This window comes from Olsenella sp. An285, from assembly GCF_002159625.1.
Classification (GTDB): Bacteria; Actinomycetota; Coriobacteriia; order Coriobacteriales; family Atopobiaceae; genus Thermophilibacter; species Thermophilibacter avicola.
In genome coordinates, this window is sequence record NZ_NFIZ01000001.1 from 1 (window position 1) to 22,643 (window position 22,643).

Sequence of the window (22,643 nt, forward strand, 5' to 3'; positions counted from 1 at the left end):
CCCTGTCAGAAACCGCCCCGCCCCCAACCCGCCAACCTTACGAAAGCATAAGCCACCGATAAGCCCGTCCGATGGCGCCGCACTCCTTGCCGGGCGAGTATGGTCTTGTACCAGCACCCAAGACGAGAGGAGCGCCCATGGCACCCGCTCACATCAGACCCGAGAAGCCCGCGAGGCCGGACCGCCCGGTCCTCTCCTGCCAGAACGTCGAGAAGCTCTACGGCAGCCGCTCAAACGTCACGCGCGCCCTCGACGGCGTGTCCCTCGACGTTGCCGCCGGCGAGTACGTGGCCATCATGGGCCCGTCCGGCTCGGGCAAGACCACGCTCCTGAACTGCATCTCCACGATCGACCGGCCCACCTCCGGGCACATCTACGTGGACGGTCAGGACATCACCGCGCTGCGCTCGGGCCAGCTCTCGAAGTTCCGTCGCGAGCGCCTGGGCTTCGTCTTCCAGGACTCCAACCTGCTGGACACCCTCACCGCGCGCGAGAACATCGCCCTGGCGCTCACGATCAACCACGTGAGCGCCAAGGAGGTCACGGCGCGCGTGACCGGCGTGGCCGAGCGCCTGGGCGTCACGGACGTGCTCGACAAGTTCCCGCACGAGATGTCCGGCGGGCAGAAGCAGCGCGTCGCCGCGGCGCGCGCCATCGTGACCGGCCCCTCGCTCGTCCTCGCCGACGAGCCCACGGGCGCGCTCGACTCCAAGAACTCGCGCCGCCTGCTGGAGAGCCTCGAGGCCATGAACGGGGCGGGCGCCACGATCATCATGGTCACGCACGACTCCTTCGCCGCGAGCTACGCGCGCCGCGCCCTCTTCCTCAAGGACGGCCGCATCTTCAACGAGATCGTCCGCGGCTCCAAGACGCGCAAGCAGTTCTTCGACCAGATCATGGACGTCGTGTCCTTCCTGGGAGGGGAGGGCGCAGATGTACGCTAAGATCGCGCTCGGCAACGTCCGCAAGTCCTTCCGGGACTTCTCGGTCTTCTTCCTCACGCTCGCCTTTGGCGTGTGCGTGTTCTACGCCTTCGGCTCCATCACGGACCAGGCGGCCGTCATCCAGATGGGCGAGGACCAGCGCCGCATGGTGCAGGCCCTCACGGACATCCTCTCCGGCCTCTCCGTGTTCGTCGTCGTCATCCTCGGGTTTCTCGTGGTCTACGCCAACCGCTTCCTCATACGGCGGCGCAAGCGCGAGTTTGGCATCTACCTCACGCTGGGCATGGACATCCGCCACGTGTCGCTGATCGTGGTCATAGAGACGCTCGTGGTGGGCGTGGTCGCGCTCGGGGTGGGCCTGCTTCTGGGGCTGGCGCTCTCGCAGGTCATGATGTACGTGACCGCGGGGCTCTTCGAGGCCACGATCAAGGGCTTCGTCTTTGCGTTCTCGCCGGCAGCGGCGCTCTCCACCGTGGCGTGCTTCGCGGGGATCTTCCTCGTGACGCTCGTCTTCAACGTGACCACGGTCAGCCGCTACAAGCTCATCGACCTCATCAACGCGGACAAGGTGAGCGAGAAGGTCCGTCTGCGGAGCCTGCCGCTCTCCGTGGTGCTCTTCCTCGTGTCCCTTGGGCTCATAGGCGTGGCGTACAAGACGCTGCTCGAGCACGGCATGATGGAGGAGGGCCCGTACTTCGCCATCGCCACGGGCCTGGTCACGGTGGGAACGCTGCTGTTCTTCTTCTCGATCTCCGGCTTCGCGCTGCGCGCGCTCCAGGCGAGCCCGCGCACCTACCTCAGCGGCCTCAACATGTTCGTGATGCGCCAGCTCAACAGCCGCATCAACACCGCGTGGCTCTCCATCAGCCTGGTGTGCGCGATGCTCTTCCTCGCCATCTGCGGCGTGTGCACGGGCTTCTCGGTGGCCACGGGCATGAACGAGAGCCTGGCGGTTGGCACGCGCTACGACATGTCGCTCGTGAGCTACCCGATGGGCATGGCCTCGGCGCTCGTCTCCGCCGATCCCGAGGAGGGCCCTGCTGCGGCGGACGGTTACGACGCCATCGCTCGCCTGCGCGCGGACATCCCCAACTACGACGAGCTCTTCCGCGACGCCGTGCAGGTCAACCAGTACACCTACGACGCCGAGGGCAACGTGCTCGTGGACACCACGGTGGAGGAGCTCTTTGCCAACACGGACTTCACCGGCAACGCGACCATGCAGACCATGATGCAGGGCAACACCGACCAGCGCCTCGTCATCGTGCCGGTCTCGCAGTACAACGCTCTGGCCCAGATGCTGGGCGAGAAGAACGTGGAGCTCGCGGGCGACGAGTGCCTGCTCTGGAACGACATGTCGTCCCTCGACGAGCTCTGGGAGGCCGTGATCGCGCAGAACCCCGAGGTCGAGGTCCAGGGCCAGACGCTGCGCTTCGCCGCGGATCCGCTCGCGAGCCTGCCCTTCTCGGACTCGAGCGCCGGTGGCACGGTGTCAGGTGCGCTCGTCGTTCCCGACGACCTGGTCCCGGAGGGCGTCGGTCCCACCTCGACCGTGGTGAACCTCATGTACAACGGGGATCGCGCGGAGGTGGAGGCCGCTGCCGTCGCCGCGACCGACGAGGCCTACGGTGACATCATGGGCCAGGGCTCCTCGCTCGACGCCTGGCCGGTCTGGATGTGCACGACCGCCCAGAGCCTGCTCGACCAGTCCTCCGGCACCACCGTCGTGGTCACCTACCTGGCCATCTACATAGGCGTGGTCCTGCTCGTGTGCTGCGCCACGGTGCTTGCCCTCCAGCAGCTCTCCGAGGCGGCGGACAACGTGGGCCGCTACCGCGTGCTCACCGAGCTCGGCGCCGAGCGGCGCATGATCGACCGCGCTCTTCTCGCCCAGGTGGGGGTGTACTTCCTCTTTCCGCTGGTGGTGGCCGTGGCGCACGCGGCGGTGGCGCTCTCCGTGGTGAACGACATCGTGGCGCTGCTCACGGGCTTCCAGATCGGCACCGCGCTCGTGGGGACCGTGGCCTTTGTGGTGGTGCTCTACGGCGGCTACTTCCTCGTGACGTACCTCACCTCGAGGAACATGATCGTTCGGGCGTAGGTTCGGGCGTAGGGTCGCACGACGCGCGGGGCTGCTGGGCGAACTCCGACTTTTCTGTACTTTACGACCGCAGGCCCATGGCGTGGCCGAGAAGAACCTTGCGTTTGCGCAGGTCAACGACACGACCGTTCTTCTCGCCCGTTCAGCGCGGCCCGCAGTGTACAGAAATCTCGGAGTTCGTCCGGCGGCCCCATCCGTCGCCGCCATCCGTCTCGCTCACGCCCCGCTGGCCGAAAGGGCCTCAAGCGGGGCGTGAGCGCCCCGTCGCGCACGAGTACCATAGGTGGGTACAAGGTGAGTGCCCGCATGCGACCAGGAGGTAGCCCTATGGGACTTTTTGACAAGATCAAGAGCGCGTTCGTCTCTGCCGACGGCAAGGTCACGCCCCCCTCGGCGACGTTCGCCACCCGCCCGGACGTGGTGTACGCCCCCGCGTCCGGCGTTCTCATGAGCCTCAAGGAGGTCAACGACGCCGTCATCTCCGCCGGCCTTCTGGGCGACGGCTACGGCATCCTGCCCACCGGCTCGGGCGTCCTCTACGCGCCGGTCAACGGCCGTATCAGCTCCACCACGGTCACCAACCACGCCATCGGCCTGCGCACCGAGGACGGCATGGAGGTCCTCATCCACATCGGCATCGACACGGTGAAGATGGAGGGCAAGGGCTTCTCGCGCCTCGTCGAGGCCAACGACGAGGTCCGCGCCGGCCAGCCGCTCATCACCTTTGACGTGGACGCCATCAAGCTCGCCGGCTACGAGGAGGTCATCGCCTGCGTCATCTCCAACCCCGACGCGTTCTCCTCGATCGAGCACGTGGGCGACACGGGCACCCTCCTGGGCGGCCGCCCGCTCGTCAAGATCGGCGACCCGCTGCTCGTGGCGCGCAAGTAGGTGTCGCGACGCTTCGTTTCTAGTTCGACTGATCTGCAAAGGTGTTACGATAGAAAGTAGCAGAGGCTCCGTACGGAAAGCCGTGCGGAGCCTTCCCATGAGGAGAGAGGATCAAGCATGGCACGCGTCTTCATCAGCCCCAGCAAGTACGTCCAGGGTCCTGGCGAGCTCGCCCACCTGGGCTCCTACGTCAAGGCGTACGGCGCCCACGCGCTCGTGGTCATCTCCGCCGGCGGCCTGCGCCGCTCCGGAGACGTCATCTCCGCGAGCTTTGCCGAGGCCGGCGTCGAGCTCACCTACGACAACTTCAACGGCGAGTGCTCCCAGGCAGAGATCGACCGCCTCGTTGAGGTCTATCGCTCCGCTGGCACCGACGTCGTGGTGGGCGTGGGCGGCGGCAAGATCTTCGACACCGCCAAGGCCGTCGCCGCCGCCGTTGACGCGCCGGTGGTGATCGTCCCCACCATCGCCGCCACGGACGCCCCGTGCTCCGCGCTCTCCGTCATCTACACCGACGAAGGCCAGTTCAAGGAGTATCAGTTCTTCAAGCAGAACCCCAACCTCGTCCTCATGGACACCGACGTCATCTCCGCCTCCCCGGTGCGCCTCACGGTCTCCGGCATGGGTGACGCCCTGGCCACCTACTTCGAGGCCCGCGCCTGCAAGCGCTCCGACGCCACCACCTGCGCCGGCGGACACGTGACCGAGGCCGCCATGGCCCTCGCGCAGCTCTGCTACGAGACCCTCATCTCCGACGGCCTCAAGGCCAAGCTCGCCCTCGAGGCCGGCGCCTGCACCGAGTCCGTCGAGAAGATCATCGAGGCCAACACGCTGCTCTCCGGCTTGGGCTTCGAGTCCGCGGGCCTCGCCGGCGCGCATGCCATTCACAACGGCATGACCGCCATGCCCGAGACCCACGCCTACTACCACGGCGAGAAGGTCGCCTTTGGCACGCTCACCCAGCTCGTGCTGGAGAACGCCGACGAGCTCTACGAGGTGCTCGACTTCTGCGTGGAGGTGGGCCTGCCCGTGACCTTCGCGCAGCTCGGCGTCGAGGACGCGAGCTACGAGCGCGTGCTCGAGGTCGCCAAGCTGGCCTGCGCGGAGAACGACACCCTCGGCAACATGCCCTTCGAGGTCACGCCGGAGAAGGTCGCAGCCGCCATGCTCGCGGCCGACGCCTACGGTCGCGCCGCCCTCGCCGAGTAGACGCAAGCGACATCGGTTGAGGTGCGGCTCGGCGACACTTTGGCCCTAAGAAGTGTCGTTCTTCCGCACCTCGGCCGATGAGGTGCGGAAGAACGACAATTTATGCTGCCAAAGTGTCGCTTCGCCGCACCCCTTCGGATGACGTGCGGTAGAACGACACTTTTCGTCCAAGAAGCGTCGCATCGCCGCACTCCAACAACCCATCGCACAAGCAGCGGGGCCGGCTCCCAGTGGAACCGGCCCCGCCGTCAGCTCAGAGCGAAAGACCCGCCGCTACTCGTCCTTCTCGCCGGAGAGGGAGGCGTAGAACGTGGCGTGATCGAAGACGTCCTTGATGGTCTTGCCGTTGACAAAGGGGAGGGCGAGGAACTCGTCAACAGTGGGAACGAGCTCGGAGCAGTCGACGAAGTGGTTCTTCTCGTTGCGACGGCTCGTGTCCTGGGCGCGCCAGGACTCATAGTTGCAGTCGGTGAGGTAGTAGACGGACGAGCCAATCTTCATGTAGACGGAGTGGTTGCAGTGCAGGTACTCCACCAGGCCATCGTAGTTGATGTCGAGGGCCTCAGCTGCCTTCTTTCCCATGGCGGTTCCTTTCGACGGAGGCCAAACGGACGTTAGGTAGAGTGTAACCCGAGCGGCGGCGTGTTATGCGCCGGTTCTCAAAATGTTAGGCGAGCGTCTGCCGAGCTCCCACGAACGTTTCCGGGACCTTCCCGGAATCGACCCGGGATGTGCCGTCCAAAATGCCGATAAGAACGTGCCGATAAGAACGAACCGCCGCTAGCCCAGGATGACGCGCGCGAGCTCCTCGGTCGTGTCCACGAACGTCGTGGCGCCTGCGGCCAGGAGCTCCTCGCGCGTGCGGAAGCCCCAGGTGACGGTCAGGCACGGGCAGCCGGAGTTGGCGGCGGTTGCCACGTCGACCTCGGAGTCGCCCACGTAGACCATGCCCTCGCGGTCGCGCCCCATGCAGGCGAGCGCCGCCTCCACCATGGCGGGAGCTGGCTTCTTGGAGATGCCGGCCGCCTCGTTCTCGCCCAGAACCGCGTCGAAGGTTCCCGGGAACCGGCGCTCCACGAGCTCCTGCACGGCAAAGTCGGGCTTGTTGGACACGACCGCCAGCGCCACGCCTGCCTCGCGCAGGCTCGCGAGCATCTCGGGGATCCCGGGGTAGGGGCCGGTGTGGTCCTCGCAGTGCGCGCTGTAGTGGCACTTGAAGTCCTCGAGCACCGCGGCCTCCACGTCTGCCGGCGTGCCGGCGGGCACGGCTCGCTTGATGAGCAGGGCAACGCCGTTTCCCACGAAGCGCCGGACGTCCTCGAGGCTGTGCTCGGGCATCCCGTGCGCGGCGAGCGCGGCGTTGGTGGAGAGCATGAGGTCCTCGAGCGTGTCGAGCAGGGTTCCGTCGAGGTCAAAGACGGCCGTCTTGTATGCGGGCATGCGCGCTCCTTTGCTAGGCCGGGTAAGGCCGCAGGCTAGGGTAGCACACGCAGAACAAGGCGTCGTGAATCGGTTATCTGGGCGTTTGCACTGGGCCGTCGATGCCTCCCCACGCTCCGTCGTTTTCAGGGTATTTCTCAGGCGGAACTCGGAATACACCGCAAACGATTTGGCCAAGAAACGGCAGGTAGATGAGTTGCCCTATTTGTGGTGTATCCAGCCAACTCGTCACGAAATACCCCGAAAATGAGAGTCGTCCAGATTGCCAGGGAAAAAGGCCATCTCCTTGCGTGTCCGGCGGTCGAACGCGCCGCGATTATTGTGTTCAGGTTACGCCCCCGCTCCTGTGGCCGGGCCCGTAGTACAATCGGCCCCGCTGCGACGACGCGCCGTCTACGCGTCCCGCGGCCATCCGAGAGGCGCCGCCCGTACGGCACGGGGCGGCAGGACGAGAAAGGCATCACATGGACTCCCACACCATGCACACCCACACCTGCGGCGAGCTGCGCCGCGAGCACATCGGCCAGACGGTCACGCTCACGGGCTGGGTGTGGCACCGCCGCGACCACGGCGGCCTCATCTTCGTCGACCTGCGCGACCGCGACGGCGTGACGCAGGTCTCCTTTGACCCCGAGCACTCCGGCGGCGAGGCGTTCCACGCGGCCGAGACCATCCGCTCCGAGTGGCCGATCAAGGTCACCGGCGTGGTGCGCGAGCGCCCCGAGGGCATGGAGAACGCCAAGCTCGCCACCGGCGACGTCGAGGTTCTCATCGACAACATCGAGGTCCTCAACTCCTCCAAGACGCCGCCCTTCCAGATCGAGGACCACGTGGACACCTCCGAGGACGTGCGCCTGCGCTACCGCTACCTCGACCTGCGCCGTCCGCGCATGATGGCCAACCTCAAGCTGCGCTCCGACTTCACCTTCGCCCTGCGCGAGGCGCTGCACGGGCGCGACTTCATGGAGGTCGAGACCCCGGCCCTCTTCAAGTCCACGCCCGAGGGCGCGCGCGACTTCCTCGTGCCGTCCCGCACGCAGCCCGGCCACTTCTATGCGCTGCCGCAGTCCCCGCAGCTCCTGAAGCAGCTCCTCATGGTCGGTGGCGTCGAGCGCTACTACCAGGTTGCCAAGTGCTTCCGCGACGAGGACCTGCGCGCCGACCGCCAGCCCGAGTTCACGCAGGTGGACATCGAGATGAGCTTCGTCGAGCAGGACGACGTCATGGGCGAGCTCGAGGACGTCCTTGCCGACGCCTTCGGCCGCATGGGCGTGGAGATGCCCACGCCGCTGCGCCGCCTGGACTACTGGGACGCGATGGACACCTACGGCTCCGACAAGCCGGACACGCGCATCGGCATGGAGCTCCACGACGTGACGGGCATCTTCGGCTCCTCCAAGTTCAAGCTCTTCGCGTCCGCCGCGGCGACCGAGGGCCAGTACGTCAAGGCCATCAACGCCAAGGGCGCCGGCAAGTGGCCGCGCGCGCAGATCGACAAGCTCGCCAACGTGGCGGCGGAGTTTGGCGCCAAGGGCCTCGCGTGGATCGCCTTCCGCGAGGACGGCTCGGTCAACAGCCCCATCGTCAAGTTCTTCTCCGACGAGGAGATGGCGGCGCTGCGCGAGGAGATGGGCGTCGAACTCGGCGACCTCGTGATGTTTGCCGTGTCCGACCGCAAGACGGCCGACGAGATCCTGGGCGGGATGCGCCTGCACATGGCGAACGCGCTCGACGTCCCGCGCGAGGGCCACGACTTCCTCTGGGTCGTGAACTTCCCGCTCTTCCACTGGGACGACGAGGCCAAGCGCTACGAGGCGGAGCACCAGCCCTTCACCCTCCCCACCGAGCTCGACGTCGAGAAGATCAAGGCGGACCCGCTGGCCATCGGCTCGGCCACGTACGACTTCGTCATGGACGGCTGCGAGGCGGGCGGCGGCGGCATGCGTATCCACAACGCACAGATGCAGCTCGACATGCTCGAGCTCATGGGCTTCACCGTGGAGGGCGCGCGCGAGCAGTTCGGCTTCCTGATGGACGCCCTCGAGTACGGCGCGCCTCCCATGGGCGGCTTCGCGCTCGGCCTCGACCGCGTGTGCATGCTGCTGGCGGGGGAGGACTCCATCCGCGACGTCATGGCGTTCCCCAAGACGTCCTCCGGCTCCGACCTCATGTCCGACGCGCCGAGCGAGGTCTCGGGCAAGCAGCTCAAGGAGGTCGGCCTGCGGCTCATGTAGCCGCCCGGGCTTGACCGCTTGACAGTTTGCTCAGGTCAAACTGTCAAGTCGAGCGCCTTGACAGATGAAGAGGGGGCCGGACGCGAAACTGCGTCCGGCCCCCTTCTTGTGACTTGACAGTTTGACCTGAGCAAACTGTCACCAGTTGAAGGAGCGGTGGAACCAGCGGCTCGCGGCGCTGACGGTGCGCATGGTGCGGCCGCCCACGGTGACGTCGACCATGTGGGGGCGCCCGTCGGTCTTCTCGTCCTTCTCGGCGGCCTTCTCGCCCGCGAGCTGCTTGGGCAGGGGCTCGAGGACCATGAGGCCAAAGATGATGACGAAGCAGACGAGCGCGACGCCGCCCGTGGCCATGGTGAGCGGCCCGCGCTCGGCCATGAGCGTGCCGTCGGGGCCGGCGGCAAAGACGTAGTAGTCGCTCGTCTCGGCGGAGGCGGCGTAGAGCTCCTCGCCGTTGATGGTGCCGGACTCGTCGTGCGTGGTCACGCCGATGTACTGCCTGAGCTCGCCGGAGACCTCGTCGGGACCGGCCTCCTGCACCACGTAGTCCACGCCCTGCAGGAGCTTGCGGAAGTCGTAGGACTGGTCCTCGGGGTCCTCGGAGAGCACGAAGTTGGTGAAGTTGGAGTTGGTGGCCGTCATCGTGCCCGCGAGGTCAAACGTGAAGAGGTACTGGATCTGCAGGACGTCCGCGAGCTCCTGGAGCTTCTCGCGCGTGGCGAGCTCGGGGTTGCGATCCAGGACGTAGGCGGCGACGCGCGCCTTGGAGAGATAGCGCTCGTTGTACTGGCTCTCGAGCTCCTCCGCGCGGTCCTGGCTGCGCTCGATGGTGGAGGCCACCTGGTCCACGCGCTCGGTGAGCGTGAGCGACTGGGAGGAGAGCGCGAAGAGCGTCTGCATGTAGAAGGAGATGATCACCACGGCGAGGAAGCCCACCGCGGAGAGGACGGCGGCCCTGCTGGCGATGCGGCGGTTCACGCGCACGCCGGCGATGGTGCGGAAGCTCTCCTCGGAGTGGCCGCTGCGCTCGTCCTCGCGCAGGACGAAGATGCCGTAGAGCGCCATGGAGGCGGCCACCACGGAGAACACGAAGAGGATGACGCCCACGGTGACGGTGCCGGACGCGTTCATGTCGTCGGCGGGGACGGCCTCCACGTAGTAGGTGTCGTCGATGTGGCACACGCGTCCGTAGATCTCCTGGCCGTCGAGCCTCATCCAGCCCGTGTAGCCGTCCTCGAAGTCGCCCACCTTGATGCCGGCGTCGAGCGCGTCGGCGCCCACGAGGCTGTCATTGGGGTGGTACTCGATCACGTAGGTCTGCGCGGAGAGGGCGAAGACGTAGCCGTCCTGGCCGATCTGGATGTTCTTGAGCACGCTCGCGGTGGAGCCGGTGGAGTCCAGGAGCTCGTGGAGCTCGGCGGGGTCCTGCTCGATGACGACCATGGTCTCGTCGTCGATCCTCGCGGCGTAGTAGCGGGTGTTCCACTCCTCGTTCGGCAGGTCGATCTCCACGGCGCGCGAGGGCTCGCCGGTCTCAAGGGACTCGCGCAGGTAGTTGAAGCGGGCGGCGGCAAAGTCGGCGCGCGTCTCGGCAGCCTTGGCCACCACGGTGCCGTCGGCCTTCACCGCGAGCACGTTGCTCACGTCCAGGAGCTCCTGGTACTCGCGCATCTTGGCGTCCGTGGCCTCGAAGCCCGTCTCGTTTGCCGCCATGAAGGAGACGCTCTGAGCTTTGGACTGGTAGATGGCGTCGTAGGTCTCCTTGTTCTGTGCGTTCTCATCCGCCGCCTCGTCGAGAAGGACGGAGAGATGCTTGGCCTCCTCGGCCATCTCGGCGTCATAGTTCGCTCGCGTGAGCGCCCCCTGCATGTTGGTGAGGAGCACGCCCATGACGACGATGCTCGCGACGGCGGCGAGCACGATCGCCGCGATCTTCACCTTGAGGCTGCGTGACATCTGCATCGTTGGGCCTCCCTAGTTCCACTTGTTCACGAGCGCTTCGATGGTGCCGTCGTCGAGCATCTCCTGCACCGCGTCCGCCACGGGCTGGGAGAGCTCGGAGCCCTTCTGCGTGGCCACGCCATAGGACTGCTCGGCCACCACGAAGTCCTCGAGCACGGCGCGCTTGTCGTCCAGGTAGGTCTGGGCGATGGCGCTGTCCAGGACCATGGCGTCCACGTCACCGGCCTCGAGGGCGTCGGAGAGCTCCTGGTAGCTGGGGAACTGCAGCAGGCGCCAGGTGTCGAAGGTGCAGTCGGAGTTGTCCTCGTTGGCGGTGACGACCTCGCCGTCGGAGAATCCGATCTCGTAGAGCTTGATGGAGAGCAGCGGTGCGGCGTTGGAGCCGGCCATGGTGCCGAAGGAGCGGCCCTTGAGGTCGTCGATGGTCTCGGTCATCGAGGAGTTCTGCACCACCGCGACGACCTTGTCGTCGTAGTAGGCGGGGGAGAAGTCGAAGTTCTCGAGGCGGGAGTCGGCGATGGAGTAGCACCCGCAGATGAGGTCGATTTCCCCGTCGAGCAGCATCTTGACGGGCGCATCTCGATGAAGGAGCTCTACGGCTACTGGATCGGCCAGTTCGTGGGTGGCATCGCTGCCGCCTTCGTGCTGCTGCTCATCGTGACCCAGTGCGGTGCCCTCGGCGGCGTCGCGGAGACCGGCCTCGGCTGCAACGGCTTTGGCGATGCCTCCACCACCGGCATCACCATGATGGGCGCCATCGTCGTCGAGGTCATCCTCACCTGCGACTTCGTCCTCACCATCCTGGGCGTCACCGCCGACGGCAAGACCGGTCACTTCGCCGGCATCGTGATCGGCCTCACGCTCACCTTCGTGCACATCATGGGCATCCCCCTGACGGGCACCTCCGTCAACCCCGCCCGCAGCTTCGGGCCCGCGCTCGCGATGGCCGTGACCGGCAACACCGCCGCCCTCGACCAGGTGTGGGTCTTCATCTTCGCCCCGCTCGTGGGCGCCGCCCTCGCCGCCGTGATCTTCAGGGCCTTCAAGAGCTTCTACAGCACAGAGGCCTAGTCGGCGGTGCCTCCGGCGCGCTTGCGACCCCGCAATTGGGGCTTGCGCGCCGCCCGGTCTTCTCGTAAGATATGAGACCGCGCCAGCATAGCTCAGTTGGTAGAGCACCGCTCTCGTAAAGCGGGGGTCATCGGTTCGAGTCCGATTGCTGGCTCCAGTGATTTGTACAGGTCAGAGGCCGTAACGGTCTCTGGCCTGTTTTCGTATGCGCGGCGACCTTTTCGGGTATGTACGATCACCCTGAGGGTATGCGCAGTTTCCCAGCGGGAGGTTCTTCTCGGCAACGCTCTGACCTGCGGCGATGCGATTCGTACCTGTCGGGGTGGTGTACATACCCTCAGGGGGTGGTGTACATACCCTGCAGGTCAGCGCAGGCGTGCAAAGGTGCCTGTCCCTTTTGCACGAGATTGAGCACGCGCCCATGGGTGCGGGCAAGGAGTGCGGGCTTTCCGGGGCGTTATGCCAGAGGAGTGCGGGCTGTCTCTTGGCGGACGAGCGCAGGTGCGCTTGAGGGGTGCGGTTTGGGCCGCACTTGGATCAAGTGCCGAGAAGTGCGGGCGGCTACTCGGGATATGCCGAGAAGTGCGGGCACGCACGTTGGCGCCACACAGAAGTGCGGCCGCCCTCTCGCACGCAGGCGAGAAGTGCGGCCGCACCAGACGCATTGGCGGAGAGCCCCGCTCCCTACAGCAGCGTCATGAGCTTGAGCATGAGGTCCACGGTGCCCACGTTGTAGCCGGCGGCGGCGTAGCGGCCGCGGAAGGCGCCCTCGCCGGCGGTGGCGAGGATGCACAGCGGCAGCTTCTCCGGGTTGACGAACATGCGGCGCGCCAGGCGCTCCGGGAGCTCGGAGAAGTCGTCGAAGGCGACGGTGACGTCCGTGACGTCCTCGAGGGCGGGGAGGGTGCGGGAGAGCGTGGGGTCGGCGAGCTCGGACTCGTCGCGCACCACCAGCAGCAGGGAGGCGCCGGCCTCGGCCAGGCGCTCGCGCTCCTCGCGCATCTCGTTCAGGAGGTGCTCGGTGGGCTCCATGCCCGGCTCGAGGAAGGCGGTGACGAGCGGGCGACCCTCGACGATGGTGGAGGCGGGGTCGAGCGCGTCGCCGCAGCCGTCGCGCAGCTCGAACTCCTCCACGGAAATGTCCTCGAGCATCTGGTCCACGGCGGGCTGGCGCACGACGAGCTCGACGGGCTCAGCCACGCCGCCCTCGCCCACGCTCACCAGGCGCTCTGCCACCTGGGAATCGCCGCTGGGGAGACGCGAGGAGGTGGTGACGAGGTAGGTGCCCACGGGCAGGCCCACCTGGCAGACGCCGTTCTCGAACTCCGCCTTGCCAAAGAGGTCGAGCGTGTCGAAGCCCAGGCGGGGCGCGCCGGAGGGGGCGTTGTCGCGCTTGAGGCGGGCGATCGTCCAGTCGTGGAAGTAGCCGGGCGCGGGGGTCTCGTCGTAGGAGAAGGTGACGCCCACGGTGCACTCGGGACGCTCCACGGGGACGAAGCCACCGTGCGAGAAGTACTCGATGCCGAGGTCGATGGTGCTGATGCGCGCCGGGATGCCAAAGGTGCGGCAGATGGCCACGAAGAGCGCCCTGCGCGTGAACTCGCCGGCCTGGCCGGAGACGAGCGCGCCCACGGGGGTGCCCACGAGCTTCTTCACGTGGTGGCGCACGTCGATGGAGGTGTTCTCGCAGATGTAGGACCACACGGCCATGGGGTCCTCGCGGAAGGCCGCGACCTGCTCCTCGTCAAAGAAGACGCGGATGAAGGAGCGGTAGGCGCTCAGGTGCTCGAAGTGGCCGCGTGGGCAGAGGACGTAGCGGCGGTAGAGGCCCTCGGCGCGCTCGGCGTCGTCCACGCCCTCGCGCTCGAGGTAGGAGAGCGCGTCCGCGTGAACGAGGCGGGAGCCCTGAACGTGGTCCTCGAGGATGCTCGCGCGCAGGTCGCGGAAGTCCTTCGTGGTGAGCGTGGAGAGGAGCTGGGCGCGGTCCTCGCCGTCGTCCGTGGTGAGGAAGCGGGCCACCTCGGGCGCGTTGGCGAAGGCGTGCTCGAAGAAGGGGAGGCAGGTCTCGTAGTCGCGCCCGCACTCGTGCGCGAGCTCGCGGGCGGCGGCGACGTAGCCCGCCACGCGCTCGGTGCGCATGGCGTCGGCCTCGTGCTTGCGCCTGCGGCCCAGGGCGGCCTGCTCGGGTGTGACGGGGCGGGAGGGCGCGGGGTGGTCCGCCGGGGCGTGGACGTCGATCTCCTCCCAGCCGGCGGGCTGGCTGTCCTCGGGCTCGGGCACGAGCGTCACCTCGCTCGTCTCGGCGGTGCTGATCACCTGCTGGCAGAGGCGCTCGCCGATGGAGGCCGCCACGCGCAGGGTGCCCTCGCCCACGACGATGGAGGCGGAGCCCCTGCCGTCCGTGACGAGGGAGGCGATGTCGCGCCAGCCGGCCTCGTTCACCAGTTGGAGGCGCACGGCGGAGCCGGCCACCGGCGCGCCGAGCATGTCCCTCACGTGCACGGTGAGCGTGGTCGTGGGGGCGTAGCGCTCGGTGAGGTTGACGATCACCTGGCTGCCCTCGCGCGCGAGCAGGTGCGCGTCGCGCTCGAAGTCGCAGCCGTAGTCGCCGAAGAGGCGGGTGTGCACGAGCATGGCGCGACCGGACGCGGCGGTGAACCAGCCGCGGTCGAGCTGCTGGTCGGGCTCGCAGGCCCCCAGGTAGTGCCAGCCGTCGCCGGTGTATGCCTCGACCCAGGCGTGGTTGTCGTCGCAGTGCGCCCACCAGGGGGTGTAGAGCTGGCGCGCGGGGATGCCCACGCTGCGCAGCGCGGTCACGAGGTACGTGGACTCCTCGCCGCAGCGGCCGTCGCCGGAGGCGAGCACGCCCAGGGGTCCCAGGGTGCGGCCGTCGGAGGCCTGGTAGGTGGCCGTCTCGCAGCACCAGTAGTTGGCCTCGAGCACGGCGGCCTCGGCGTCGAGGCCGTCAAGGCGCTCGGAGAGGTGCGCGCGGAAGGTGGGCCAGGCGTCCTCGAGGGGCTCGTTGTTCACGCGGGGGTAGGCCACGAAGTGCACGAAGACGTCCTCGGGCACGTCCTTGCACCAGGGGCTCTCCGCCCTCAGCTCGCGCGACTGGCGGGCGAAGGAGGCGAGCACGGCAAGGCTGGTGTCAAAGACGTCCGTGAGCGGGAGGGTCCCCAGGTAACTCTTGAGGAGGGCGCGCTCGTCCTCGTCCTTGAGGGAGGCCAGGGTCTCCTCGATCATGTCGGAGAGCGGGGCGAGAAGAGCGGAGCGCTCGGAGAGGCGCTCGTCCGCGTAGGCGTGGAAGGCGGGGGAGAGCAGGGACATGGGTGCTTAGGCCTCCTTGATGGTCACGGCGAGGACGGTGTCGACGGGGTCGGGAAGGGTTGCGGAGGGGCCGAGGTCTGCGAAGGCGATGTCGGGGTAGTCGCTGTGCGTCCAGCTGGTGGAGAGCGGGACCTCGGTGCCGTCCCTCAGGAGGCGGATCTTCTCGATGCGGTCCTTGGGGACGCCGAGCAGCGGCACGGGGCCGAGGGCGTTCTCGTAGAGGTGGAAGTAGTAGGTGCGGCCGTTGCGCGTGAGGCGGCCGACCTCGGGCGCCTCGGCGTCGACGGGGCCGCCCGCGGCGGGGCCGCAGCCGTAGACGGAGGCGCCGTTGCGGCCCATCCAGGCGCCCATTTCCGCGAGGATGCGGCAGGACTCGTCCGGGATGCGACCCGTTGCGTCGGGCCCCACGTTGAGGATCATGTTGCCGCCCTTGGAGACGCACTCCACGAGCTTGTGCAGGAGGAGCGGTGCGGGCTTGTAGTTCTTGTCGGTGGCGCAGTAGCCCCAGTTGTCGTTCATGGTGACGCAGGACTCCCAGGCCACGGGGCGTCCCTCCACGTCGCGGATGCCCTGCGGCGGGACGATCTTCTCGGGCGTGACGAAGTCGCCGTGGTAGGGCTTGGGGTCGCACGCGGCGAGCGAGCCGTAGCCCTCGCCGGAGACCTCGATGCGGTTGTTGGTCACCACGTCCGGCTGGAGCTCGCGGACCATCTCCATGAGCTCGGTGCCGCGCCAGGCCTCGCCGCGCAGGTCGTCGTAGGAGAAGTCGAACCACAGCAGGTCGAGCTTGCCGTAGTTGGTGCAGATCTCGCGCACCTGCTCGTGCATGTAGTCGAGGTAGCGGTCGAAGACGCGGTTGTCGTTGCAGCCGGCCACGGGGTCGTTGCGCAGCGGGGCCTGGCGGTCGCCGTACTGCGGGAAGTCCGGGTGGTGCCAGTCGATGAGCGAGTAGTAGAGGCCCACGCGCAGGCCCTCGGCGCGGAAGGCGTCCAGGAACTCGGCCACGATGTCGCGCCCGAAGGGGGTGTTCGTGGACTTGAAGTCGGTGGTGGCGGTGTCAAAGAGGCAGAAGCCGTCGTGGTGCTTGGCCGTGAGGACGGCGTAGCGCATGCCGGCCTCGCGCGCCCTTCTCGCCCAGTCGCGCGCGTCCAGCGCGGAGGGGTCGAACTCCCGGAAGTAGGGGAGGTAGTCCTCCTCGGGCATCTCCTCGGTGCTGCGCACCCACTCCCCGCGCGCGGGGATGCTGTAGAGGCCAAAGTGGATGAACATCCCAAAGCGGTCGTGCAGCCACCACCGCATGCGCTCGTCGTAGCGGGCGCGGTCGAACCGGAACGCCAAGCGGGCCACCCCTTCCCATCGTTTAGGACGCCAGACTATTAATTTGCTGTTTCGTAAACCCGCGAGCGTGCATTTCAAGCTGGTGAAAGGTTCCGCTCGCCGTTTCGAGCCTCACGTTTGTACCCGATTTGCGCGTAGTATTCAATGAGGTCACAAAATGGTGAGAACTGCGCCAGCTGACCGTCACAAATTGGTTGCCTCTGGCGGCCAAAACAGGAGGCGCGCCCGACCGGGGAGGACGGGCGCCGAAGGGAGGATCTGACATGAGGAACGACCAGCTTAACGGCAAGCTCAACATGACGCGCCGCGGTTTCGTGGGCACCGTCGCGGCTGCTGGCGCCACGGTCGCGGGCCTCGGCCTCGCCGGCTGCTCCGGCGGCGGCACGGGCGACACCGGTGACACCGGCGACACCGGCGACACCAGCACGTCCGCGGTCGAGCTCATCGAGGCCGACGACGAGGGCTTCGTCGTCCGCGCCACCAACACCGACGGCAAGGCCCCCAAGAACGAGTGCGTCCTCGCCTTCGAGGGCGAGTTCCAGGAGATGCACCCGATGGACTGGTCCGACGGCAACTCCGGCAACGTCGTGTACTACATCTACGACTCGCTCTATGACCTGGACGAGAACTACGAGCTCCAGCCGCGCGCCGCAGACTCCTACGACGTCTCCGACGACGCCTGCACCTACACCTTCCACCTGCACGAGGGCATCACCTTCACCGACGGCGAGCCCCTCAACGCCGCCGCCGTCGTGGCCAACTACGAGGCCGCCATCGACAAGGACAACAACTGGCGCCGTCGCCGCATGTTCATCGAGACCATCGACGAGAACACCGAGGAGGTCCGCATCGACTCCTGCACGGCCGTTGACGACTACACGGTCGAGTTCCACCTGCCCACGCCCTACGCGCCCTTCATGAACTCCGTGACGCAGTTCTACCTCATCAGCCCCGCCGCCCTCGCCGACTCCAGCTGGGACTACTCCAAGAAGTCCGCGGGCTCCGGCCCCTACGTCCTGGAGGAGTACGCCCAGGGCGACCACGTGAGCATCCTTCGCAACGAGGACTACTGGGGCGAGGCGCCCTCGATCGACCGCATCGACTTCCGCGTGGTCCCCGAGGCCGGCTCCCGCATCGCCGCCCTCCAGACGGGCGAGGCCACGGCCATCTACCCGATGCCCACCGACCAGGTTGCCACCGTGCGCGCCGCCGGCGACATCAACATGGTCTCCCTCGAGTCCACGACGATGCGCTACGTCACGCTCAACACCAACTACGAGCCGCTCTCCGACGTCAAGGTGCGCCAGGCCCTGAACCACGCCCTCAACCAGGACGAGTACGTCAAGGTCATGTACTCCGGCGCCGCCACCCCGGCGACCTCCGTCCTGCCCGAGATGGTGCCCGGCTACAAGGCCCAGACCCCGTACGAGTACGACCTGGAGAAGGCCAAGAGCCTGCTCGAGGAGGCCGGCTACGCCGACGGCTTCGAGGTCAGCGTCATCTGCGACAACTCCACGCAGGAGACCAAGGGCGCCACGTTCGTCATGCAGCAGCTCGAGCAGATCGGCGTCCACGTGAACGTCCTGCCCAACGAGGCCGCGACCAACGCCGAGATCGCCGCCGAGCCCGAGGACACCACCGAGCTCCAGATGTGGTACGTCAACTGGTCCCAGTCCGACCCGGACGGCTTCCTCCGCTCGCTCCTCTCCAGCGCCATGGTGCCGCCCACCGGCTACAACACCGCCTTCTGGAAGAACGAGGAGTTCGACGCCGAGCTCGAGGCCGGCAACGCCGCCCCCACCGTCGAGGAGCAGAACGAGCACTACGGCAAGTGCCAGGACATCGCCTGGGCGGAGTGCCCGTGGCTGTACCTCGCCTCCGACAACACCCTGCTCTCCTACAAGGCGTACCTCAACGGCATCAAGTACGTGCCGCAGGGCATCGACGTCATCCACGCCACGCTCAACGTCTAAGGCCGACAAGGACCATGCGGTCCGCGTCGCATCGTTAGGGACGAGGTAGCTGCCAGCCCCCGTCGCAAGCGGGGGCTGGCTTCTTCCTCGTTCGAACCCATATGAGAGAAGGAGGGGGGCTATATGGGGAAGTACGTCGTCAAGCGAATCCTGAGCATGATCCCGCTCATGTTCGTGGTCTCCATCATTGTCTTCTTGTTCATCCGACTCATCCCGGGCGACCCCGCCCGCCAGATCGGCGGCCCCACCGCCACCATCGGCGAGATCGAGGCAATCCGCACGCAGCTCGGCCTCGACCAGCCGCTCGTCCCGCAGTTCGTCGACTGGTTCACCGGCATCTTCCACGGCGACCTGGGCCACTCGTTCACGAACAACACGTCCGTGGTCGAGCTTCTCGCCCCGCGCCTGCCGATCACCATGTACCTGACCATCTGCTCGATCACCTGGTCGGTCATCCTCGGCGTCGCCATCGGCGTCATCGCCGCCATCAACCGCGGCCGCGCGCTCGACCTCATCGGCATGCTCATCGCCATCGCCGGCATCTCGCTGCCGAACTTCTGGCTGGGCCTGCAGCTCATGCAGATCTTCGCCGTCAACCTGCGGCTTCTCCCCACGGGTGGCCTCACGGACTGGACGGGATACATCCTGCCCTCCGTGGCCATGGGCGCCGGCATCATGTGCATCCTCGCCCGCGTCACGCGCTCGTCCATGATCGAGAACCTCGGAAAGGACTACATCCGCACCGCACGTGCCAAGGGCCTGCCCGAGTCCCGCGTCATCATGGTCCACGCCTTCAAGAACTCCTCGATCGACATCATCACCGTCACCGCCCTGCAGATCGGCGCCCTCATCGCCGGCTCCGTCGTCGTGGAGACGGTCTTCTCGATCCCGGGCCTCGGACGCCTGCTGGTCGACTCCATCGGCTTCCGTGACTACGAGGTGGTCCAGGCGCTCATCCTGTTCTTCTCGTTCGAGTACATGGCCATCAACCTGATAGCCGACGTGCTCTACGGCATCATCAACCCACGAGTGAGATACGAATAGGAGCGAGCAATGGCAGACACCACTACCAAGAAGCCCGCTCAGGGCGAGTTCGCCTCGGGCGAGGAGCTGCCCCGCGCACAGAGCCAGGTGAAGGACTTCCTGAAGAAGTTCCTGCGCCGCAAGACCGCGGTTCTCGGCTTCGTCATCATCGTGGCCATCCTCATCCTCGCGGTGATTGGCCCCATGATCACCCCGTACGACCCCAACGCCTACGACTACAGCGCCATCCTTGCCGGCCCCAACGCCAGGCACATCTGGGGCACGGACGAGTTCGGCCGCGACGTCTTCTCCCGCATCATCGCGGGCACGCAGCTCTCCATCGGCACGGCCCTTACGGCCACGCTGCTGGGCACCGCGGGCGGCGTCGTGCTCGGCCTCATGGCCGGCTTCTTCGGCGGCATCCTGGACTCGATCGTGATGCGCATCTGCGACGTCATGTTCGCGTTCCCCTCGATCCTCCTCGCCATCGCCATCGTCGCCATCATCGGTCCGGGCATCACCAACATCATGATCGGCCTCGCGGTGTTCACCGTGCCCTCGTTCGCGCGCATCATCAGAGGCGCGGTGCTCGAGGTGCGCGGCGAGCTCTACGTCGAGGTGGCCAAGTCCATCGGCTGCAGCAACGCGCGCACCATGTTCGTGCACGTGTTCCCCGGCACGATGCAGGCCCTCATCGTCAACTTCACGATGAACATCGGCGGCGCCATCCTCTCCGCGTCCTCGCTCTCGTTCCTGGGCTTTGGCGCGTCGGTCACCCAGGCCGAGTGGGGCGCCATCCTCTCCCAGGGCCGCAACTACCTGGCCATCGCCCCGCACCTGGTCCTCTTCCCGGGCCTCGTGATCTTCCTCACGGTGCTGGCGTTCAACCTCTTTGGTGACGGCCTGCGCGACACGCTCGATCCCAAGCTCAACTAAGGAGGTTCTCATGGCTGAAACACTGCTCGAGGTCAAGAACCTCAAGACCGAGTTCAAGCGCGGCAAGAAGGACTGGATCACGGCCGTCAACGGCGTCTCCTTCCAGGTGCGCGCCGGCGAGATCGTGGGCCTGGTGGGAGAGTCCGGCTGCGGCAAGTCCGTGACCTCGCTCTCCGTCATGCGCCTGCACTCCAAGCTCAACACCCGCCTCACGGGCGAGATCAACTTCGGCGGCAAGAGCATCCTCGACCTCTCCGAGGCCGAGATGCGCTCCATCCGCGGCAACGAGATCTCGATGATCTTCCAGGAGCCCATGAGCGCCCTCGATCCCATCATGCGCATCGAGAACCAGCTCACCGAGGCCATCTCGCTCCACAACAAGGGCCTCTCCAAGCAGGAGATCCACGAGCGCTGCGTGCGCTCCCTCAAGCTCGTGGGCATCCCCGAGCCCGAGATGACGCTGCGCAACTACCCGCACGAGCTCTCCGGCGGCATGTGCCAGCGCGTGATGATCGCCATGGCCATGGCCTGCGAGCCCAAGCTGCTCATCGCCGACGAGCCCACCACGGCCCTCGACGTGACCATCCAGGCCCAGATCCTGGCCCTCATGGAGGACATCCGCAACAAGCGCAACACGGGCATCCTGCTCATCACGCACGACCTCGGCGTCGTGGCGGAGACCTGCAGCCGCGTCATCGTCATGTACGCGGGCAACATCGTGGAGGAGGCCCCCGTCAAGGAGCTCTTCCGCAACCCGCAGCACCCCTACACCAAGGGCCTCATCGAGTCCGTGCCCAAGCTGGGCCGCCGCGTGCACCGTCTTCCGTCCATCCCCGGCTCGGTGCCCGACCTCTCGGTCATGCCCAAGGGCTGCCGCTTCGCGCCGCGCTGCAAGTACGCGCAGCCGTCGTGCGGCGAGAAGCTGCCCGAGCTCATCAAGGTGGGCGAAGACCACAAGTGCGCCTGCCCCTTCCACGAAAACGTTAGAAAGGGGGCCTAGGCATGGCAGCAACTGAGAACAAGCCCCTGCTCTCCGTGCGCAACCTCTCCAAGCAGTTCCCGGTGGGCAAGAGCTTCTTCGGTCGCCCCAACAAGTGGGTTCACGCCGTCAACAACGTGAGCTTTGACATCTACCCCGGCGAGACCTTCTCGCTCGTGGGCGAGTCCGGCTGCGGCAAGTCCACCACGAGCCGCCTCATCAACCGCCTCATCGCCCCGGACGAGGGCGAGATCATCTTCGAGGGCAAGGACATCGCGCACCTGCCCGAGAAGGAGGTCAGGCCGCTCCGCTCCGAGATGCAGATGGTCTTCCAGGACCCGTACGGCTCGCTCAACCCGCGCATGAAGGTCCAGGACATCATCGGCGAGCCCATGCTCATTCACACCAAGATGTCCCCGGGCGAGCGCCTCAAGCGCGTCCACGAGCTGCTGGGCGTCGTCGGCCTGTCGCCCGCCCACGGCGAGCGCTACCCGCACGAGTTCTCCGGCGGCCAGCGCCAGCGCATCGGAATCGCGCGCGCCCTCTCGGTCAACCCCAAGCTCATCATGGCCGACGAGCCGGTCTCGGCGCTCGACGTCTCCATCCAGGCGCAGGTCCTGAACCTCCTGCGCGACGTCCAGGAGGAGTACAACCTCACGTACCTCTTCATCTCCCACGACCTCGCCGTGGTGGAGATGATCTCCGACCGCATCGGCGTCATGTACCTCGGACACATCATGGAGATCGCGCCCAACGAGGAGCTCTACTCCAACCCGCAGCACCCCTACACCCAGGCGCTGCTCTCCGCCGTTCCCGTGGCTGACCCGGAGATCGAGAAGAAGCACGTGCTCATCGAGGGCGACCTTCCCAGCCCCACCAACATCCCCAAGGGCTGCCCGTTCCACACGCGCTGCCCTCACGCCACCGAGAAGTGCAAGGCGGAGGTTCCGCCGACCAAGGAGGTCAAGCCGGGTCACTTCGTGAACTGCCACTTCCCCGGCAACACCCTCTAACTTGACAGGGGGACAGTCCCTTTGTCATGTTACGCGGGCCGCCGGACGCCTGAGCTGCGTCCGGCGGCCGCTGTTTCGGTTGAACGCCGGTCCGTCGCGTGCTTGGCTGCGGAGCGCCGTCGCGTCATTTTGGGCCAGGGCACGATGGGCCGCCCGGGCGTTGCGCAATGTGGGGCCAGGGCACGGCGTTGCGTGACATTCA

The 22,643-nt window shown here is 66.8% G+C and carries 17 protein-coding genes and 1 tRNA gene; 12 read left to right on the forward strand and 6 right to left on the reverse strand.

What is annotated here, in order from left to right; translation table 11 throughout:
* The first annotated feature begins 137 nt into the window (after positions 1 to 137).
* From B5F79_RS00005 to B5F79_RS00020, 4 genes are all read left to right on the forward strand, one after another.
* Entirely contained in the window at positions 138 to 944 is an 807-nt protein-coding gene (locus B5F79_RS00005; RefSeq protein WP_087216863.1) for an ABC transporter ATP-binding protein, read from the forward strand.
* Positions 934 to 3,045: an FtsX-like permease family protein gene (locus B5F79_RS00010; RefSeq protein WP_087216864.1), complete on the forward strand. Its 2,112-nt coding sequence runs from the start codon at positions 934 to 936 to the stop codon at positions 3,043 to 3,045. The genes B5F79_RS00005 and B5F79_RS00010 overlap by 11 nt, the downstream gene beginning before the upstream one ends.
* A 327-nt stretch (positions 3,046 to 3,372) precedes the next feature.
* Positions 3,373 to 3,936 (forward strand): PTS sugar transporter subunit IIA, encoded by a 564-nt coding sequence (locus B5F79_RS00015; protein WP_087216865.1) that lies wholly within the window; start codon positions 3,373 to 3,375, stop codon positions 3,934 to 3,936.
* Between the two features lie 117 nt (positions 3,937 to 4,053).
* Positions 4,054 to 5,145, forward strand: a complete 1,092-nt coding sequence (locus B5F79_RS00020) for a glycerol dehydrogenase (protein WP_087216866.1) — start codon at positions 4,054 to 4,056, stop codon at positions 5,143 to 5,145.
* A gap of 273 nt (positions 5,146 to 5,418) precedes the next feature.
* Here the strand turns inward: B5F79_RS00020 and B5F79_RS00025 are convergent, their stop codons facing one another.
* Positions 5,419 to 5,727 carry a CDP-alcohol phosphatidyltransferase gene (locus B5F79_RS00025; protein ID WP_087216867.1) on the reverse strand — a complete coding sequence of 103 codons (309 nt, stop codon included), beginning with the start codon at positions 5,725 to 5,727 and terminating at the stop codon, positions 5,419 to 5,421.
* Positions 5,728 to 5,925: 198 nt separating this feature from the next.
* Positions 5,926 to 6,585: an HAD family hydrolase gene (locus B5F79_RS00030; protein WP_087216868.1), complete on the reverse strand. Its 660-nt coding sequence runs from the start codon at positions 6,583 to 6,585 to the stop codon at positions 5,926 to 5,928.
* Positions 6,586 to 7,049: 464 nt separating this feature from the next.
* On the opposite strand from B5F79_RS00030, the gene aspS reads away from it, so the two are divergent.
* Positions 7,050 to 8,819 carry an aspartate--tRNA ligase gene (gene aspS, locus B5F79_RS00035; RefSeq protein ID WP_087216869.1) on the forward strand — a complete coding sequence of 590 codons (1,770 nt, stop codon included), beginning with the start codon at positions 7,050 to 7,052 and terminating at the stop codon, positions 8,817 to 8,819.
* Between the two features lie 138 nt (positions 8,820 to 8,957).
* Here aspS and B5F79_RS00040 read toward each other — a convergent pair whose 3' ends face one another.
* Both B5F79_RS00040 and B5F79_RS00045 read right to left on the reverse strand, forming a co-directional pair.
* A complete protein-coding gene (locus B5F79_RS00040) occupies positions 8,958 to 10,781 on the reverse strand; it encodes a hypothetical protein (protein WP_087216870.1) in 1,824 nt (607 codons plus the stop codon).
* Positions 10,782 to 10,793: 12 nt separating this feature from the next.
* Positions 10,794 to 11,447, reverse strand: coding sequence for a transporter substrate-binding domain-containing protein (locus B5F79_RS00045; protein ID WP_446723457.1), 654 nt, complete (start codon positions 11,445 to 11,447; stop codon positions 10,794 to 10,796).
* Here B5F79_RS00045 and B5F79_RS00050 point away from each other — a divergent pair.
* Positions 11,364 to 11,852, forward strand: a complete 489-nt coding sequence (locus tag B5F79_RS00050; protein WP_087216872.1) for an aquaporin — start codon at positions 11,364 to 11,366, stop codon at positions 11,850 to 11,852. The two genes, B5F79_RS00045 and B5F79_RS00050, sit on opposite strands and share 84 nt — an antisense overlap.
* An 81-nt stretch (positions 11,853 to 11,933) precedes the next feature.
* Positions 11,934 to 12,009 (forward strand) — tRNA-Thr (locus tag B5F79_RS00055).
* Between the two features lie 527 nt (positions 12,010 to 12,536).
* Here B5F79_RS00055 and B5F79_RS00060 read toward each other — a convergent pair.
* Both B5F79_RS00060 and B5F79_RS00065 read right to left on the reverse strand, forming a co-directional pair.
* A complete protein-coding gene (locus B5F79_RS00060) occupies positions 12,537 to 15,179 on the reverse strand; it encodes a transglutaminase domain-containing protein (protein WP_087216873.1) in 2,643 nt (880 codons plus the stop codon).
* 6 nt (positions 15,180 to 15,185) lie between these two features.
* Positions 15,186 to 16,517, reverse strand: a complete 1,332-nt coding sequence (locus B5F79_RS00065; RefSeq protein WP_241147203.1) for an alpha-L-fucosidase — start codon at positions 16,515 to 16,517, stop codon at positions 15,186 to 15,188.
* Between the two features lie 263 nt (positions 16,518 to 16,780).
* On the opposite strand from B5F79_RS00065, the gene B5F79_RS00070 reads away from it, so the two are divergent.
* From B5F79_RS00070 to B5F79_RS00090, 5 genes are all read left to right on the forward strand, one after another.
* Positions 16,781 to 18,490, forward strand: coding sequence for an ABC transporter substrate-binding protein (locus B5F79_RS00070; protein WP_087216874.1), 1,710 nt, complete (start codon positions 16,781 to 16,783; stop codon positions 18,488 to 18,490).
* 123 nt (positions 18,491 to 18,613) lie between these two features.
* Entirely contained in the window at positions 18,614 to 19,534 is a 921-nt protein-coding gene (locus B5F79_RS00075) for an ABC transporter permease (protein ID WP_087216875.1), read from the forward strand.
* A 9-nt stretch (positions 19,535 to 19,543) separates the two neighbouring features.
* On the forward strand, positions 19,544 to 20,449 hold the full coding sequence (locus B5F79_RS00080) for an ABC transporter permease (RefSeq protein ID WP_087216876.1): 906 nt from the start codon (positions 19,544 to 19,546) through the stop codon (positions 20,447 to 20,449).
* Between the two features lie 10 nt (positions 20,450 to 20,459).
* A complete protein-coding gene (locus B5F79_RS00085; RefSeq protein ID WP_087216877.1) occupies positions 20,460 to 21,449 on the forward strand; it encodes an ABC transporter ATP-binding protein in 990 nt (329 codons plus the stop codon).
* Between the two features lie 2 nt (positions 21,450 to 21,451).
* A complete protein-coding gene (locus B5F79_RS00090) occupies positions 21,452 to 22,441 on the forward strand; it encodes an ABC transporter ATP-binding protein (RefSeq protein WP_087216878.1) in 990 nt (329 codons plus the stop codon).
* Positions 22,442 to 22,643 lie beyond the last annotated feature (202 nt).